13 protein-coding genes and 1 tRNA gene are annotated in these 16,206 nt (G+C 74.5%); 6 read left to right on the top strand and 8 right to left on the bottom strand.

Annotation, left to right across the window (positions count from 1 at the left end; translation table 11 throughout):
- Positions 1-13: 13 nt before the first annotated feature.
- Positions 14-175 carry a hypothetical protein gene (locus tag AAG589_RS12480; RefSeq protein WP_430568047.1) on the bottom strand — a complete coding sequence of 54 codons (162 nt, stop codon included), beginning with the start codon at positions 173-175 and terminating at the stop codon, positions 14-16.
- Positions 176-322: 147 nt separating this feature from the next.
- Here AAG589_RS12480 and AAG589_RS12475 point away from each other — a divergent pair, with 147 nt between their 5' ends.
- Positions 323-1,117 (top strand): SAF domain-containing protein, encoded by a 795-nt coding sequence (locus AAG589_RS12475; RefSeq protein ID WP_430567571.1) that lies wholly within the window; start codon positions 323-325, stop codon positions 1,115-1,117.
- A 102-nt stretch (positions 1,118-1,219) separates the two neighbouring features.
- On the top strand, positions 1,220-1,630 hold the full coding sequence (gene mscL / locus AAG589_RS12470) for a large conductance mechanosensitive channel protein MscL (protein WP_430567570.1): 411 nt from the start codon (positions 1,220-1,222) through the stop codon (positions 1,628-1,630).
- Between the two features lie 111 nt (positions 1,631-1,741).
- Here mscL and AAG589_RS12465 read toward each other — a convergent pair whose 3' ends face one another.
- Both AAG589_RS12465 and AAG589_RS12460 read right to left on the bottom strand, forming a co-directional pair.
- Positions 1,742-1,948 carry a hypothetical protein gene (locus tag AAG589_RS12465; RefSeq protein ID WP_430567569.1) on the bottom strand — a complete coding sequence of 69 codons (207 nt, stop codon included), beginning with the start codon at positions 1,946-1,948 and terminating at the stop codon, positions 1,742-1,744.
- A gap of 43 nt (positions 1,949-1,991) precedes the next feature.
- On the bottom strand, positions 1,992-6,593 hold the full coding sequence (locus AAG589_RS12460; protein WP_430567568.1) for a hypothetical protein: 4,602 nt from the start codon (positions 6,591-6,593) through the stop codon (positions 1,992-1,994).
- A gap of 331 nt (positions 6,594-6,924) precedes the next feature.
- Here AAG589_RS12460 and AAG589_RS12455 point away from each other — a divergent pair, with 331 nt between their 5' ends.
- Positions 6,925-8,166 carry an MFS transporter gene (locus AAG589_RS12455; RefSeq protein WP_430567567.1) on the top strand — a complete coding sequence of 414 codons (1,242 nt, stop codon included), beginning with the start codon at positions 6,925-6,927 and terminating at the stop codon, positions 8,164-8,166.
- Positions 8,167-8,323: 157 nt separating this feature from the next.
- Here the strand turns inward: AAG589_RS12455 and AAG589_RS12450 are convergent, their stop codons facing one another.
- The 3 genes from AAG589_RS12450 to AAG589_RS12440 form a co-directional block, all read right to left on the bottom strand.
- Positions 8,324-8,851: a DinB family protein gene (locus AAG589_RS12450; RefSeq protein ID WP_430567566.1), complete on the bottom strand. Its 528-nt coding sequence runs from the start codon at positions 8,849-8,851 to the stop codon at positions 8,324-8,326.
- Positions 8,852-8,939: 88 nt separating this feature from the next.
- Positions 8,940-9,012, bottom strand: a tRNA-Arg gene (locus AAG589_RS12445).
- A 175-nt stretch (positions 9,013-9,187) separates the two neighbouring features.
- Positions 9,188-10,417, bottom strand: a complete 1,230-nt coding sequence (locus tag AAG589_RS12440; protein WP_430567565.1) for an ROK family transcriptional regulator — start codon at positions 10,415-10,417, stop codon at positions 9,188-9,190.
- Positions 10,418-10,484: 67 nt separating this feature from the next.
- On the opposite strand from AAG589_RS12440, the gene xylA reads away from it, so the two are divergent.
- The 3 genes from xylA (at position 10,485) to AAG589_RS12425 (ending at position 14,720) form a co-directional block, all read left to right on the top strand.
- Positions 10,485-11,651 (top strand): xylose isomerase, encoded by a 1,167-nt coding sequence (gene xylA, locus AAG589_RS12435; protein ID WP_430567564.1) that lies wholly within the window; start codon positions 10,485-10,487, stop codon positions 11,649-11,651.
- A 110-nt stretch (positions 11,652-11,761) separates the two neighbouring features.
- Positions 11,762-13,261, top strand: coding sequence for a xylulokinase (locus AAG589_RS12430; protein ID WP_430567563.1), 1,500 nt, complete (start codon positions 11,762-11,764; stop codon positions 13,259-13,261).
- Positions 13,262-13,334: 73 nt separating this feature from the next.
- Complete coding sequence (locus AAG589_RS12425) at positions 13,335-14,720, top strand: serine hydrolase domain-containing protein (protein ID WP_430567562.1); 1,386 nt, start codon at positions 13,335-13,337, stop codon at positions 14,718-14,720.
- A 59-nt stretch (positions 14,721-14,779) separates the two neighbouring features.
- Here AAG589_RS12425 and AAG589_RS12420 read toward each other — a convergent pair whose 3' ends face one another.
- Together AAG589_RS12420 and AAG589_RS12415 are read right to left on the bottom strand one after the other, a co-directional pair.
- On the bottom strand, positions 14,780-15,706 hold the full coding sequence (locus tag AAG589_RS12420; protein ID WP_430567561.1) for a carbohydrate ABC transporter permease: 927 nt from the start codon (positions 15,704-15,706) through the stop codon (positions 14,780-14,782).
- The gene (locus AAG589_RS12415; protein WP_430567560.1) at positions 15,703-16,203 is read right to left on the bottom strand and encodes a hypothetical protein; all 501 of its coding nucleotides are present in this window, start codon (positions 16,201-16,203) and stop codon (positions 15,703-15,705) included. Before AAG589_RS12415 ends, AAG589_RS12420 begins: the two co-directional genes overlap by 4 nt.
- Between the last annotated feature and the right edge of the window lie 3 nt (positions 16,204-16,206).

Below are 16,206 nucleotides of genomic sequence, written 5' to 3'. Positions count from 1 at the left end.
AGGGCTCGGGGTTCTACCGCACCGACTCGCGGTCCGGGTCGGGCAAGGGCTCGAGCACGACGTCGAGCTCGTCCTCGACCGGGTCGTCCGGCAGCTCTTCCGGCAAGGAGGCCTCGAGCAGCTCGTCGTCGAGCTCGTCGAGCACCTCGTCGTCCGGGTCGTCGAGCACGTCCAAGGCCGCCTCCTCCTGACCGCCCGCGCGCGCCCGGCGGACGACGCCGCGGCTGCGCTCCGGGCACGGACGCTGCCCCCAGGGCACCGTCGTCCACAGGCCGCCGTTCCGCGATGATGTCGCGGCCCGCGGCGGCCTAGCGTCGCCCGCATGCCGCTGCCCGACACGCTCCCCCGCCCCTCCACCCGACGCCGCCCGGGGTCGCCATCCGGGCCTGCCCGTCCCCCGGAGCGCGGCGGCCCGGGCGGACGACGGCGGACCGCGCGCCGCCTGCGGTCCGTCCTGTGGCGCGCCCGCTTCGTGCTCGCCGCCGCGTGCTGCGGCCTCGCGGCCGCCGCCGTCGTGCAGGCCGTGCGACCGGCGCCGCCGCCCACCGTGGACGTCGTCGTCCCCGCCCACGCGCTCCCCGCGGGCGAGCCGGTGGCCGCCGCCGACCTCACCACCGTCGGCGTGGCCGCCGACCTCGCCCCCGACGGCGTCGCCACCGACCCCGCCGACCTCGTCGGGCGCACGCCCACCACCGCCCTGCCCGCCGGGATCCCGCTCCACCCCGACCTGCTCCCCGGGGGCGGCGTCGTCGCGCAGGCCCCGCAGGGGACGGTCGTCGTGCCCGTGCGCCTCGAGGACACCGCGACGGGCTGGCTGCGCGCCGGGGACCGCGTCGACCTCGTGCTCACCGGCGAGGCGGCGCGCGCCGCCGGCTCGGACGGCGGTGAGGAGGGCACCGACGAGGACGGCCGGGGCGACGACGCGTACCTCGCCCGGCGGGCGCTCGTCCTCCCCCGGCCCGAGGCCGCAGCGCCCGCCGACGGAGGCCTGCTGGGCGGCGCGACCGGGACGGCCGAGGGCTCCGACGTCACCCTGGTGGCGGTCTCCGCCGACGAGGCTCCAGGGCTGTCCGCCGCGTCCGGGTGGGGCACCGTCGGCGCGGTGCTCGTGCGCTGACCCGACGAGCCTGCCGTTGCAGCACCCGGCGTCCCCCGCGAGAATCGGCGACCGTCGGCCCGCGATCGGGCCTCCGGCACACCAACCATCCAGGGGGATCACATGAAGAGCCTGCTCGCAGGGTTCAAGGAATTCGTCATGCGCGGCAACGTCGTCGACCTGGCCGTCGGCATCGTTATCGGCGGCGCGTTCACCGCCGTCGTCACCGGGCTGCTCGACGGCATCATCAACCCGCTCATCGCCGCAATCTTCGGCCAGCCGGACATCTCCGGCGTCGGCCACTTCGTGATCAACGGAGCGAACTTCAGCATCGGGCTGTTCCTCAACGCCGTGCTGAACTTCCTGATCATCGCCGCGGCGCTCTACTTCATCGTGGTCGCACCCCTCAACCACCTGGCCGAGCGCCGCGCGCGCGGCCAGGAGGAGGAGCCGGAGCCGCTGGCGCAGGACACGGTCCTGCTGCAGGAGATCCGCGACCTGCTCGCCGCGCAGTCCGGCCGCTCGCAGTACTGACGTCCGGCACCGACGCTCGCCGCCCACGGCACGAGCGACGAACCGCGCGACTCCCGACGCCGCCGGCCGCACCCGTCGAGACCACGTCTCCGGGAACGGCCGGCGGCGTCGTCAGCGTCGGCCCCAGTGCGGCGGGACGTCGCGCAGCAGGCGGTCGTCGTTGTCGTCGTGACCGCCGCGGTCGTCCGCCGTCTCGCCCGGGACCGTCTCGCGTTCCGTGCCCTGGCGCACCACACGGCGGCGTGGCCGCCGGCGCGGGGTCGCGTCGTCCGACGGCACGCCCTCCGACGGGCGGGTCGGCTCGGAGGTGTCGTTCACCCGACCATTGTCGGCCATCCTCGACCAACCGGTCGCAGGCGGGTCAGGCCTCCGGCCGCGCCTCGTCGTCGCCGGTCGACGCGTCGCGGGCCGCCTCGGGCACCACCTCGGGCTCTTCGGGGACTACCTCGCGGCCCTCGGGAACTCCCTCGGCATCCTCGCGAACTACCTCGCGGTCCTCCGGAACTACCTCGGCATCCTCGCGAACTACCTCGCGGTCCTCCGGAACTACCTCGGCATCCTCGCGGACTACCTCGCGCTCCTCCGGAACTACCTCGGCATCGTCGCGGACTACCTCGACGCCCTCCGGGGTGGCCTCGGCGTCCTCCGCGACCACGTCGACGACGTCGGGCGCGACGTCGAGGTCGGCGGGCGGCTCGTCCTCGTCCGGGAGCACGGGCACGACGACCTCGCGCGGAGGGACGACGCCGCCGGCGGTGCCGATCCGCTCGTCGCGCACGCGCTGCACGAGCCGGCGCACCCGGTCGGCCTCGCCGTCGGGATCGAGGAAGGCGGCCGCCGACCAGACCTGCGTCACGACCCACCCCAGGCGCTCGAGCCGCTCCGCGAGCTGCCGGTCGCGCACCCGCACGGATGGCTCCGCGACGTACGCGGCGTCGTCGGTAAGCACGGCTACCAGCAGCTCGCCCGGCAGGTCGGGGTGACCGACGACCAGCGGGATGCGGTCGCCGTCCGGGGCGCCGTAGTCGGTCTCGACGAGGTAGCCGAGCTTCCACAGCCGCTCGCCGAGGTCCACCAGCAGCCGGTCGGGGGCCCGGCCCACGTCCACGCCGTTGCCGAGCCGCACCTGGTCGGCGAGCCCGGAGCGGCGCTCGGCCAGCTCCAGGGTCTCAACGAGGAGCCGCGGGCCGGCGCTGCGCAGACGCTCGGGGTCGAGCGCGTCGGCGGTGAAGCAGGACACGACGTGCAGGCGCTTGCGGGTGGCGGCGAGCGCGCCGACCAGCATGGCCTCGCCCCCTGCCTCGCCGAGCACGCCGAAGCGGTGCAGCACGCGGCCGTGCGGCGTCCGGCCGAAACCGACGGATAGCAGCACCGTGTCGCGCGACAGCCCGGCGACGCCGGTGATGTCCGCGACGACGACGGGCTCGGGCCGCGAGCCGGAGAAGAACGGCGCCAGCGCGGGGTTGGCCCGCACCTCGGCGAGCAGCGCCTCCCGCACCCGGTCCGCGTGCGCGGCCGTCACGGTGACGATCGCGAACGTCTCCTCCGGGCGGGTCAGCGCGTGCTCGATCGACACCTCGACCACGCGGTCCACCTCGGCCTGCGTGCTCTCGACCGTGCCGGAGACCGGGTCCGGCATCCCGGTGCCCTCCACGACGTCGAGGTGCACGAGCGCCTCCGCACGGGGCAGGGGCGCCGGCCGCAGCAAGCCCTCGTACCCGTGCGCGGCGAGCAGCCGGGTCAGCTCCGGGTCGCGGCTGTGCTCGTGGGGCTGGAGCGTCACCGTGGGCAGCAGCGCGGACAGCTCGTGCACGCTGGTGCCGGACGCGGACCGCGGGTCACCCACCACGACGACCTGCCGCCCGCGGGCGATGGCCGGCACCACCACCTCGGTGGGCACGTGCTGCACGGCGTCGAGGATCACGACGTCGGCGGTGCGGTGCTCGGGCAGCAGGTGCGGCACCAGCGTGGGCGTCGCGACCAGCGCGGGCCGCAGCCGGCGCAGGATGTCGCCGTGCCGCTCCGCGAGGTCGCGCAGCGTCGTCATCCGCCCCTCGATGAGCTCGGTGAACAGCGCCTCCGCGGAGTCCCGGTCCTCCCGCATGGCCGCCCCGAGGTGCGCCCGCGCGGCGACACGCACCGGCTGGGACAGCGCGGCGAGGTGCTCGCGGTCGAGGTCGCGGAAGCGGCGGGCGAGCGCGTCGAGGCCGACGCCGTCCTGGCCCGCGAGCACCGGGTCGGCGGCGAGCAGCTGCTCGAAGACCGACGACCACCAGGCCAGCTCGAGCTCCGCGGCGACGAGGTCGCCGGGCACCCGCCGGTCGGTGAGATCGTCCACCAGGTCTCCGACGCCCGCGCTCCGGGCCGCGCGCAGCAGGCTGGTGCGCTCGGGCAGCACCGCCAGGGCGTCCGAGTCCGCGGCGAGCCGCTGCAGCCGCTCGGCGAGGCCGTCCAGGTCGAGGTCGAGGAGGTGGCCGCCCAGGGTGGTCGGGGCGAGCACCGGCTCGAGCGCCTCGAGGTCGATGCGCACCGCCTCGTACGTGTCCTCGATGGACGCGAGCCCCTCGGGGAGGGTCGGCCAGCCGCCCCGCTGGGCGTGCTCGGCCCACACGTCGCGCTGCTCCTGCACCTGGACCAGCGCCTCGTGCAGGTTCGGCACCCGCACGCCGGGCCGCACCATGTCCTTGGCGCGCTTGCGCAGCCGGCGGCGGGCGAACCAGCCCATCTCGATGCCGTGCTCGGCGCGCCAGCGCCGCGTCGCGGTCGCCTGCACCAGGTCGGCCGCCGTCCGCTCGAAGACCATCGGGTGGAACAGGTCGAGCGTGCTGCGCATACCGCCGAGCATCGCGAGCTGCTCGCCCCAGCCGCGGACCGTCGTCGGCGTCGTCAGGCCCGTGACCTCGCCCGTGTACGCCAGCTGGCGGCGCAGCTGCGGCAGCGTGACGTCCCGCAGCCGCTCCACGCGCACCAGGGTCTGGCGCGCGTCGTCGTCGGTCAGCAGGTGCGCCCCGTACCAGGGGGTCGACGACGGGCGCAGCGTGAACGCGCCCAGGGTCGCGGCCCGCTCCAGGCCGGCGGCGATCTCGCGGCGCCGCTCGGGCGTCAGCGCGAGCACCGACTCCGAGGCGAGCCGCACGGTGGTGGACGGCGCCGGCCGCTCCGCGGTCAGGCGCGCGAGCGCCTGCAGCGCGTCGTACGCGGACACCTGCCAGGGCGAGCGCGGCTGGTGCAGCGCCTCGATGTACCCCGTGAGCTGGGAGCGGGTGCCGATCAGCGCGTCCCGGATGCGGGCGGCGCCGTCGACGTCCACCTGCTCCGGCTCGCTCGCCATCGCGGACAGCAGCCGCCGGGTCACGTCCTCCCGCCAGGTCGGGTACGGCGGGACGTCGAGCAGCAGGCTCTCCAGCCCGAGCGAGTCCAGGCGCAGCGCCAGCCGGTCCGCGGCGCGCCGGTGGCCCGTCACGTACAGCACGGAGCGGCCCGCGGCCGTGGCCTCACCGACGACGGCGGCGAGCGTGCCCGCGACGTCCGAGCCGACCGGCGCGTCGACGAACAGGTGCCCGCCCGTGGCCAGCGCGTCCAGCACCGAGCGCTGCTGCGGGTCGAGGTCGCCCACGCCGCGCTCCCGCGTCGGGTCCGCGTCGCCCCGCCGCGGGGCGGGCAGCTCCAGCGCGGACAGCCGCTGGGCCGCGTCCTCCACGCCGGCGAGCGCCGCCACCACCTCGTGCCGGTGCAGCGACGGCGCCAGCTGGTCGAGGTCGTCCACCAGCGCCTGACCGGGGTGCACGAACGTGCCGACGAGCACGCGCCGGTCGAGCTGGAAGTCGTCCAGCACGGCCTCGCCGAGCGCGGCCACACGGGCCAGTACGTCGGTCGGGTCGAACCCGGCGAGCGTGAACGTCGCCTTGGCCAGCGCCGCCGGGTCGAGCAGCGCGCCGTGCGCGCGCAGCGTGCGCGCCACCACGGGGTTGATCTCGACCGTCGGCTCGAGCGTGAGGTCGTAGTCGGCGCCGCCGTCCCCGCGCGGGGTGAGCGTCACCGGCCGCAGCACCACGGGTGCGTGCACCACGCGGCCGGCGGTCGGCTCGGCGTCCGGGTCCGACGGCGTCGCGCGCGGCGCAGCGGCCGGCTCGCGGGACGCCATCGACACGACGGGGATCGACGTCGTCAGCGCCGGTCCCTCGGCGTCCGGGTCGTCCGCTCCCGCTCGGCCGGCCGCGGGGGCGGCGTCGGCGTCCGGGGTCGGCGTCGTGCCCGGCTCGGCTCCGTCACCGGCGGCGTGCTCCGCGTCGAGGGCGGCGTCGCCCGGGTCGTCCCCGGCGGCGGCCGACGCCGTGCCGGACGAGGCGACCCGCGCGAGCGCCGCGACGTCGTGCCGCTGCGGTCCGCCGCCGCCGAACGGGACCTCCGGGCCGTCGTCGTGCTCCGTCCAGGAGGCGACGCCGATCGCGAGGTACGTGGGCGCCACCCCGTACCGAGAGGCGTGCTCCGCGGCGCGCGCCGCCACCGCCCGTGCGCGGCGCCGCGCGGCGGGCAGCGCCTCACCCTCGCGCACCAGGTTGGACAGGCGGGTCGGTCGCCCCGCGAACAGGCCGGCGACCCCGTTCGGGTGGGCCTTCGACAGGTCGACGATCGCCTCGCCGAGCAGGCCGACGTCGGACAGCGACGAGCCGCCCACCATCTCGACGAGCGAGGCCCGCCAGCGGCGTGTGGCCGCCTCGACGGACGCCGCCGCGGCGGACGACGCGCTCTCCCGCCGACCGTCCGCGGACGGCGGTCCGGGCGGTCGGGGGGCCTGCCGCGCGCCGTCGTCGGCGGGCGCGGCGGAGGTGTCCTCGGGGGCGTCGGGCCCGGCCGCCGGGCCGCCGTCCGCGCCCGCCCGCGAGGACGGGGTCGGCGCGGCGGGGTCCCCGGCAGAGGGGGCGACCGCGGTCGTGGCGGTGGATCGTCGGGCGGCTCTCACGCCAGCACGGTAGAACGGGCGACCCCCGCGCGGACGTCGGCGCGCCGACCCCGCGGCGGTTGGGCCCGTCGAAAACTCGGCGAGCGCGGGGCCTTCCGGCGGCCCGGGACGCATTGACGCCCCCTCGGCGGGGGGTCCGAAGGGGCGTCGGGCCGGGCTCGGCCCGGCTTGGGACAGCGCGCACCGCGCAGGGGGCGGGCGATGCGCGCCGTCACCGAGAGTGTGCCGCCCAGCAGGGACGACGTCAATAAGGCACCGGGGCGAACCTCGCAAGCCGTCTGAGGAGAATCAGAGGCAGGCTGCCTGCCCGGGGCATCTAGGCTGGTCGCCCGTGAAGCGAGTGGTCGAGGCGGTGGCCCCCGCCCGGATGGGCACCGGGTTCCGGTGGCTGATGTCGGCATCCTGGGTGAGCAACATCGGCGACGGCGTCGCCCTCGCCGCGGGCCCCCTCCTCGTCGCGTCGCAGACGAGCTCGGCCATGCTCGTGGCGCTCGCCGCGATGCTGCAGCGCCTGCCCTGGTTGGTGTTCGGCCTGTGGGCCGGCGTGCTCGCCGACCGCCTCGACCGGCGGCGCCTCGTCATCGTCGCGAACCTGCTGCGCGCCGTCGTCGTGGCCGCGCTCTGCGTCGTCATCGTGACCGGGCACGTGAACATCGGCGTCGTCCTGGTGGCGATGCTGCTCATGGGCGTGGCCGAGGTCTTCGCGGACACCACGTCGCAGACCCTCCTGCCCATGCTCGTGCGCCCCGCCGACCTCGGCATCGGCAACTCGCGGCTGCAGGCCGGGTTCCTCACCGCCAACCAGCTCGTCGGGCCGCCGCTCGGCGCCGCCCTGTTCGCCGCCGGGGCCGCGTGGCCGTTCGCCGCCCAGGTGCTGACCGTGCTGCTCGCCGTCCTGCTCGTGCGCAAGGTGGTCCTCACGCCCGTGCCCCCGGCCGAGGGCGCCGACCCCGCCGCCCCGCGCAAGGTGCGGCACGACATCGCCGAGGGCCTGCGCTGGATCTGGACCAACCCGCCCGTGCGCACCCTCGCCCTGGTGATCCTCGTCTTCAACGCCACCTGGGCGGCGCCCTGGGGCATCCTCGTGAAGTACTCGCTGGACTACCTGCACATGGGCCCCGTCGGGTACGGCCTGCTCACCACGGCCGCCGCCGTCGGCGGGCTGATCGGCACCTTCTCCTACGGCAGGCTGGAGCGGCGGTACTCCCTCTCCGCCCTGATGAAGGTGTGCCTGAGCCTCGAGGTGCTGTTCCACCTGGCGCTCGCCCTCGCGACGACGGGCTGGGCCGCCATGGCGATCCTGTTCGTCTTCGGCGCGTACTCGTTCGTCTGGGGCACCGTGTCCAACACCGTGCGGCAGCGCGCCACGCCCACCCGCTTCCAGGGCCGCGTCGGGTCCGTCTACATGATGTGCGTGTTCGGCGGCATCGTCGTGGGCAACGCCGTCGGCGGCGTGCTCGCCGAGCACTGGGGCCTCACCGCACCCATGTGGTTCGGGTTCGTCGGCGCCGGCCTCACCCTCGTGCTCGTGTGGCGGCAGCTCGCGCACATCGCGCACACCCAGGCCGACTGACCGCGAGGTAGTCCAGCTCTCCGCGAGGTAGTCCAGGCCCCCGCGAGGTAGTTCCGGATCTGGCGAGGTAGTTCCGGATCTGGCGAGGTAGTTCCGGATCTGGCGAGGTAGTTCCGGCCCCCGCGAGGTAGTTCCAGAGCCCGCCAGGTAGTGCGGGCTACTCCCCCGTCGCACCGTCGCTGAGCTCACGCGCGACGTCGAGGTGCCCGGTGTGCCGGGCGTACTCCTGCAGCACGTGGAAGCAGATCCACAGCAGCGTGGGCGGTTCGCCCTGGTCGGCCGTGAACCGCCCGCCGACGACGGCCCGCTCGGTGAGGTCGTGGCCGGTCAGGATGTCGCGCGTCCGCTCGCCGCCCGCGTGCAGCGCGGCGATCAGCTCCTCCCGCCCGACGCCGTCGAGCACCCGCCACGGGTTCTCGGGAACGGCGTCCGCGTTGTCGCCCCACGGCCGGTCGACCTGCTCGCCGAGGAAGCCCCACACGAACCACCGGCGCTCCATGTGCACCAGGTGCGTGAGCAGCTCCAGCGGAGACCAGCCCGACGGCAGCAGGCTGGTGCGCAGCTGCGCGTCCGTCATGCCGTCGAGCTTCCGGTCCACCGTCGCGCGGTAGTAGTCGAGGAAGTCGACGAACTGTTCGGACGGGTACACGGAGTCCGAGCGGGGCTCGGACACAGGAGAAGTCACCACGTCAGCGTAGGTCCACTCCGCGCGGTAGCAGCCTCACGGCCGCTCAAACCACTGACCTGCATAGATTGCGAAGTCTTGACCAAAGTGCGCCTGAGAGGATTCGAACCTCCGACCTACCCTTTAGGAGAGGGTTGCTCTATCCACTGAGCTACAAGCGCATGCACCCTCGGCGAAGAAGGCGACCCACAGCCTAGCGCCCGCTCGACCTGCGGCCGGAATCTCGCCGGGTGTCGCCTTCCACGGCCGACGGTCGACCGGCGCGGCAGTTCGGGATCAGATCGGTAGTTCGAACTGCCTCCCAGAACGCGAACTGCCGCCTTGACGAGTCCGCCCTCAGACCCACTGCGCCGGATCCGCGACGACCGACCGCAGCACCTCGCGCGCGCCGCCGGTGAGGGCTGCGTGCGGGCCGGCGGCGGCGGGGCGGACGTCGACGGGCGCGAAGGGTGCGGCGAGCGCGCGTTCCTCCACCACCCCGCCGACGACGTGCCCCACCCAACCGAACAGCTCGGCGTAGGTGCCGCCGAGCACGATCGTGGAGACGTCGACGAGGTTGACGAACGTGGCGAGCGCGGCGCCCAGGGCGCGGCCGGCGCGGCGCACGGTGTCCAGGGCGGCGTCGTCGCCGGCGCGCAGCAGGTCGACGACGGCGTGCACGGGCGCGGTGGCGGGCAGACCGGCGCCGCGCAGCAGCACCTCCTTGCCGGCGTACTGCTCGAGGCAGCCGGTGGCGCCGCACGAGCAGCGCGGGCCGGCGGGGTCGACGACGACGTGCCCGATCTCGCCGTTCCAGCCGCGCTCCCCCAGGAACAGCTGCCGGTCGACGACGATGCCCGCGCCGACGCCGACGTCGCCGGACACGTAGAGGAAGGACGACGGGACGTCGCCCGCCAGCTCGGCCAGGGCGGCGAGCTTGGCCTCGTTCGCCACCTCGACGTCGAGCGCCCCGCCGCCACCGGAGCGCAGGTCGAGCTCCGGCACCGGCGCGACCGACGACCAGCCGAGGTTGGGCGCCACCTCCAGCCGGGCGCCGCGCGCGTCGACCAGCCCGGGCAGCGCCAGGCGGGCCCCGGCCACACGCATGCCGCCGGACTCGACCTCCGCAATCGTCTCGGCAGCGAGGGCGCGGAGCCTGCCGAGCACCTCGCGGGGGTCGGAGTCGTGCAGCGACCCGGTGACGACCCGCTCGGCGACGACGTCGCCCACGAGGTCGAGGGCGCGCGCGCCGAGGTAGTCGACGTTCACCTCGAGGCCGAGCCCGACGACGGACCGGGCGGCCGGCACGAGCGGGACGGCGGGCCGGCCGGCACGCTGGGCGGCGACGGGCGGCAGCTCGGCGACGAGCCCCCCGGCCACGAGCCGGTCGACGAGGGTCGAGACGGTGGCGCGCGTGAGACCGGTGGCGGCGGCGACGTCGGCGCGCGACGGTGGTGCGGAGGCCTCGAAGACGGCCGCGGCGACGAGGCGCAGGTTCCGCTCGCGGAGGGTGTGCTGACGCGACGCGGCCCCGCCGTCGGGCACGCGGGGCGCCGCGGCGGGCGTCGTCGTCGAGGTAGCTGGCACGTGTTGACTCTAGCCCAGCGACGCGCAATAGTTCAGCCGTACAACAAAACTCGACGAGGAGAGATCCGTGAGCGACATCAAGTACTCGTTCGGCCTGTGGACCGTCGGCTGGCCGGCCAACGACCCGTTCGGCACCGCGACCCGCCCCGACCTCGACCCGGCGGAGTCCATCCGCAAGCTCGCGGACCTGGGCGCGTGGGGCTTCACGTACCACGACAACGACGTCTTCCCCTTCGGCACCGAGGGCGCCGAGCGCCAGGAGCGCATCGACGCGGTGAAGAAGGCCTCGCAGGAGACCGGCCTCGTCTGCGAGATGGTCACCACCAACACCTTCAGCCACCCGATCTTCAAGGACGGCGCGTTCACCTCGAACAACCGCGCCGTGCGCCGCTACGGCCTGAAGAAGGTGCTGCGCAGCGTCGACAACGCCGCCGAGATGGGCGCCTCCACGTTCGTCATGTGGGGCGGCCGCGAGGGCACCGAGTACGACAACTCCAAGGACCTCATCTCGGCGCACGCCCGCTACGCCGAGGGCATCGACACGGTCGCCGCCTACATCAAGGAGAAGGGCTACGACCTGCGCATCGGCCTGGAGCCGAAGCCCAACGAGCCCCGCGGCGACATCTTCCTGCCGACGATCGGCCACGCCATCGCGCTGATCAACACGCTGGACAACGGCGACATCGTGGGCCTCAACCCGGAGACGGGCCACGAGCAGATGGCCGGCCTCAACTACACGCACGGCATCGCCCTGGCGCTGTACTGCGGCAAGCTGTTCCACATCGACCTCAACGGCCAGCACGGCCCGAAGTACGACCAGGACCTGGTGTTCGGCCACGGCGACCTGCTCTCGGCCTTCTTCACGGTCGACCTGCTCGAGAACGGCGCCCCCAACGGCGGCCCGCGCTACGAGGGCCCGCGCCACTTCGACTACAAGCCGTCGCGCACCGAGTACCTCGACGGCGTGTGGGAGTCGGCCAAGGCGAACATGGCCACCTACGACATGCTCGCCGCCAAGGCCAAGGCCTACCGCGAGGACCCGGAGGTGCAGAAGGCGTTCGAGCACGCCGGCATCTTCGAGCTGGGTGAGTCGACGCTGGCCGAGGGCGAGTCGTTCGACGCGTTCCTCGCCGACACCTCCGCCTACGAGGACGTGGACGTCGACGCGCTCGCCGAGCGCGACTACGGTCTGGTGCGCCTGCACCAGCTCGCGCTCCAGCACCTCATCGGCTGACCTGCCGACACAACCCCGGACGTTGTGAGCGGGCGTTTGGCCCTGTTTCGGTCACGGAACAGGGCCAAACGCCCGCTCACAAGACTGAACGACCCGAGAAGGAAGCAACGATGCCCCTCGTCGCCGGCGTGGACACGTCCACGCAGTCCTGCAAGATCGTCGTGCGCGACGCCGAGACCGGCGCGCTGGTCCGCTCCGGCACGGCCAAGCACCCCGACGGCACGTCGATCGACCCGCAGCACTGGTGGGACGCGTTCCGCGCCGCCGCGCAGGAGGCCGGCGGCCTCGACGACGTCGCGGCGATCGCCGTGGGCGGGCAGCAGCACGGCCTCGTCGCGCTCGACGCCGACGGCCACGTGATCCGCGACGCCATCCTGTGGAACGACAACCGCTCCGCCCCCGCCGCCGAGGACCTGATCCGCGAGCTCGGCGACGGCGACCTCGAGGCCGGGGCGCAAGCCTGGGCCGACGCCACCGGCTCCGTCCTCGTCGCCTCCCTGACGATCACCAAGCTGCGCTGGCTGCGCGACGCCGAGCCGGAGAACGCCGCGCGCGTCGCCGCCGTCGCGCTCCCCCACGACTGGCTGACCTGGCGCATCGCCGGCTACGGGCCGGAGGGCGAGTCGCCGCTCGGGCCGCGGCTCGACGCCCTGTTCACCGACCGGTCCGACGCGTCCGGCACCGGCTACTACGACGCCGAGGCGGTTTCGACGAGCTCAACCACCGGAAAGGGCGCGTACCGGGCGGACCTGCTGAAGCTCGCCCTCGGGCGCGACGACGTCACCCTCCCCCGCGTGCTCGGCCCGGCGGAGTCGGGCGGCGTCGCGCACGCCTCGGTCGCCGGCGCGGACGTCGAGGGCGGCACGCTCCTCGGGCCGGGCGCCGGCGACAACGCCGCGGCCGCGCTCGCGCTCGGCATGACGCCCGGCGACATCGCGATCTCCATCGGCACCTCGGGCGTCGTGTCCGCCGTCGCGCCGACGCGCACCGCCGACGGCTCGGGCGCCATCAACGGCTTCGCCGACGCCACGGGCAACGCCCTCATGCTCGCCGTCACGCTCAACGCGGCCCGCGTGCTGGACGCCGCCCGCGCGGTGCTCGACGTCGACGTGCACGAGCTCGCCGACCTCGCGCTCGCCGCCCCGCCCGGCGCCGACGGCCTCGTCCTCGTGCCGTACCTCGAGGGCGAGCGCACCCCGAACCGGCCCGACGCCACCGGGACCCTGCACGGGGTCCGCCTGGCGACGTCGACCCGCCAGCACCTGGCCCGCGCGTACGTCGAGGGCATGCTCTGCGGCCTGGCCGACGGGCTCGACGCCCTGCGCGCCCAGGGCGTGCCGATCGAGCGCGTCATGCTCATCGGCGGCGCGGCGCAGTCCCCCGCCGTGCAGCAGGTGGCCACGCAGGTCTTCGGCCTCGCGATCGGCGTGCCCGAGCCCGGCGAGTACGTGGCCGACGGCGCCGCCCGCCAGGCCGCGTGGGTGCTGACCGCGGCCGACGACGCCGGCGCGCCCGCCCCGGCGTGGTCGACGACGGTCGCGACCACGCTCGACGCCGACCCGCGGCCCGTGGTGCGCGAGCAGTACGCCGCCGTGCGCGACCTGACCTGAGCCGCCGGGCCCTCCCGAGCGGCGCTCGGCGAGGGCCCTGGCCCGGCGGGAAAGCGGTTACTAGGCTGGCCGGATGATCGCACCGCACCCGCTCGTCGAGCGCGCCGCCGCGCACGACATCGCCCTGCACACCGTCGACGCCCGCGTGGGCGACGACAGGCTGGTCGCCGCCGCGGCGACGACGAGGGGGCCGGGCGTCCCGCAGCGGATGTACTCCGTCTCCAAGACGGTCACCGGCCTGGCGGTCGGCCTCCTCGCCGCGGAGGGCGTGCTCAGCCTCGACGACCCGGTGGTGAAGCACTTCCCCGACCTGGTCGACGGCCACACCGTGCACCCGTGGCTCGAGGCCACCACGCTGCGGCACATGCTCGCGATGGTCGGCCCGCACCGGTCGACGACGTACAAGGTGCGCGAGGGCGGGTGGCTCGAGTCGTACTTCCGCGTCGAGCCCACCCACCCGCCGGGCACGCTGTTCACCTACGACACCAGCGCGTCGTACACGCTGGCGGCGCTCGTCGAGCGGACCACGGGCGGTTCGCTCGCCGACTACCTGCGCCCGAGGGTGCTCGACCCGATCGGCATCTCCCCCGGCCTGCGCTTCCTGCCCGGACCCGACGGCTTCAGCCACGGCGGCTCCGGCCTGATCTGCACCCCCGACGACCTGGGCCGGCTGGCCCGCCTGCTGAACGACGGCGGCGTGCACGACGGCGCCCGGCTGCTCCCGGCGGACTACCTCGCCGCGGCGACGACCCCGCAGTCCGACCCCGCCACCCAGACCTGGGGCGGCACCTTCCGCGCGGCGTACGGATATCAGCTCTGGCTGCCGCCCGTCGGCGGCTGGCTCATGTTCGGCCTGGGCGGGCAGATCGTCTACGGCGACCCGGAGCTGGGCGTCACCGTGGTCGTCACCGCCGACTCCCAGGCCGCGGCGAGCGGCGACCAGAAGCTGCTCGACGCCGTCCTCGACCACCTCGTCGGGCCGGCGCGCGAGGTGGCACGTGATCGGGAACGGTCGGGCATGGCCGGCACGACCTCTCCGGCGGGCGACGAGTGCATCGACCTCGCCTGGCCCGCCCCGCGGCACGACGCCGCGCACGCACGCCCGCTCGCGGGGACGTGGACCACCCTCACCCCGGACGCCGGGCCGGGCTCCCTGACCCTCGACGTCGGCGCCGGGGGCGGCACGGTCGCGTCGTCCGACGGCTGGTCGGTCACGCTCGACACCGCCGGCCCGCTGGCCACCCGCGTGCACGACGAACCGGCCGTGGTCACGGCGGGCTGGTCCGCCCCGGACACCCTCGACGTCCGCGCCGGGACGCACGGCGACGAGCTCGCCACGCTCCGGCTGCGCCTGGCCCTGGCCGACAACGGCACGCTCGCCGTCCAGTCGCAGGGCTTCGGCGAGACGCTCGACCCGCGCTGGACGTTCCACGCGGCGTACACGCCGATCGCTGGTTGAGCCTGTCGAGACCACGCCCGGGTTTCGACAGGCTCAACCAGCGGGGTTCAGCGGGGGTGTCAGCCCTTCACGGAGCCGATCAGCGCGCCCTTGACGAAGAAGCGCTGGATGAACGGGTAGACCAGCAGCATGGGCAGGGTCGCCACGAAGATGACGGCCATCTTCACCGACTGGGCGGGCGGCACCACGTCGACGGAGCCCTCGTCCGCGTTCATGCCGGACGCCACGATGACGATCTGGCGCAGCAGCACCTGGATGGGCCACTTCTCCGAGTCGTTGATGTAGAGGATCGCGCTCTGGTAGGTGTTCCAGTAGTAGACCGCGTAGAACAGGCCGATCGTGGCGATCGACGCGAGCGACAGCGGCAGCACGATCCGCCAGAACACCCCGAGCTCGGAGCACCCGTCGATGCGCGCGGCCTCCTCGAGGCTGTCGGGGATGCCCTGGAAGAAGCTGCGCATGATGACGAAGTTGAAGGCGTTGATCAGCACCGGCAGGATCAGCGACCACAGCGAGTCGATGAGCCCCAGCTTCTGCACCACGATGAACGTGGGGATCATGCCGCCGCTGAAGAGCATGGTGAAGACGACGAGGAAGTTGATCACCCGGCGCCCCCGCAGGTACCGCTTCGACAGCGCGTACGCCATGAGCGCGGTGATCAGCAGGCTGAGGAACGTGCCGACCACGGTCACGAAGACCGACACGCCCATCGCCTGGAAGATCGTCGACGTCGACAGGATGTAGCGGTAGGCGTCGAGCGAGAAGGTGTGCGGGATCAGGATGAACGGCCGGGTGGCGATCTCGCCGGGCGTCGCGAGCGAGCTGCCGAGCACGTTGAGGAACGGGATCAGGCACAACAGCGCGAAGCCGGTCAGGACGACGACGTTGACCACCTGGAAGACGCGCACGCCGACCGAGGGCTTGCGGGCACGACCCGTGCTGGGGGTGGGCCGGGCGGCAGGCGCTGCCGCGACGTTGTTGCTCATCTGGAACTCCCAGTCTCGGGATGCTGATCGGGACGACGCAGGGCGAACAGCCCTGCCGTGACGAAGAACCCGAAGGCGATCGGGTAGAGGAGGAGCTGGCTGCCGAGGAGGCAGGCGAGCCCCGCCGCGAGGAACCACCACCCGCTCGAGCGGCGGGCCGGTCGGCGGCGCGCGACCGCGAACCCGACGGCGGTGAGGCCGAGCACGACCACCACCGTGAAGCCGAACCACGCCGCCAGCGTGCGGGTCGCCTCGTAGGCGGCGTCGACCGAGACGCCCGCGCCGCCCGCGACGCCGGCGTCGGTGAGCAGGGGGTAGAGCGTGCCGGCGAACGTCTGCTCGTCGACGCCGTTCACCACGAGGGCGAACGCGCCGAGCAGGAGCGTCGTCAGCGCCGCCGCCACGCCGGCCACCCAGAGCTCGGCGGTGCGCCGCACGGGCGGGTCCGCCGGCGCGTCGGGGGCCACCGGGGCGTCGGCTGCGGGCGTCTCGGTCATGGC

Origin of the sequence: Isoptericola sp. F-RaC21 (genome assembly GCF_038593535.1) — a bacterium.
In the GTDB taxonomy this organism is placed as follows: Bacteria; Actinomycetota; Actinomycetes; order Actinomycetales; family Cellulomonadaceae; genus Isoptericola.
Note: the sequence above shows the minus strand (reverse complement) of the source record. Positions and strands in the feature narration are given on the sequence as shown.

Bases quoted from the DNA above. Each gene is read 5' to 3' on its own strand.
- AAG589_RS12475 (WP_430567571.1), top strand. From the start codon at position 323: ATGCCGCTGCCCGACACGCTCCCCCGCCCCTCCACCCGACGCCGCCCG.
- mscL (WP_430567570.1), top strand. From the start codon at position 1,220: ATGAAGAGCCTGCTCGCAGGGTTCAAGGAATTCGTCATGCGCGGCAAC.
- AAG589_RS12430 (WP_430567563.1), top strand. From the start codon at position 11,762: ATGCCCCTCGTCGCCGGCGTGGACACGTCCACGCAGTCCTGCAAGATC.
- AAG589_RS12425 (WP_430567562.1), top strand. From the start codon at position 13,335: ATGATCGCACCGCACCCGCTCGTCGAGCGCGCCGCCGCGCACGACATC.
- AAG589_RS12420 (WP_430567561.1), bottom strand. From the start codon at position 15,706: ATGAGCAACAACGTCGCGGCAGCGCCTGCCGCCCGGCCCACCCCCAGC.
- AAG589_RS12415 (WP_430567560.1), bottom strand. From the start codon at position 16,203: ATGACCGAGACGCCCGCAGCCGACGCCCCGGTGGCCCCCGACGCGCCG.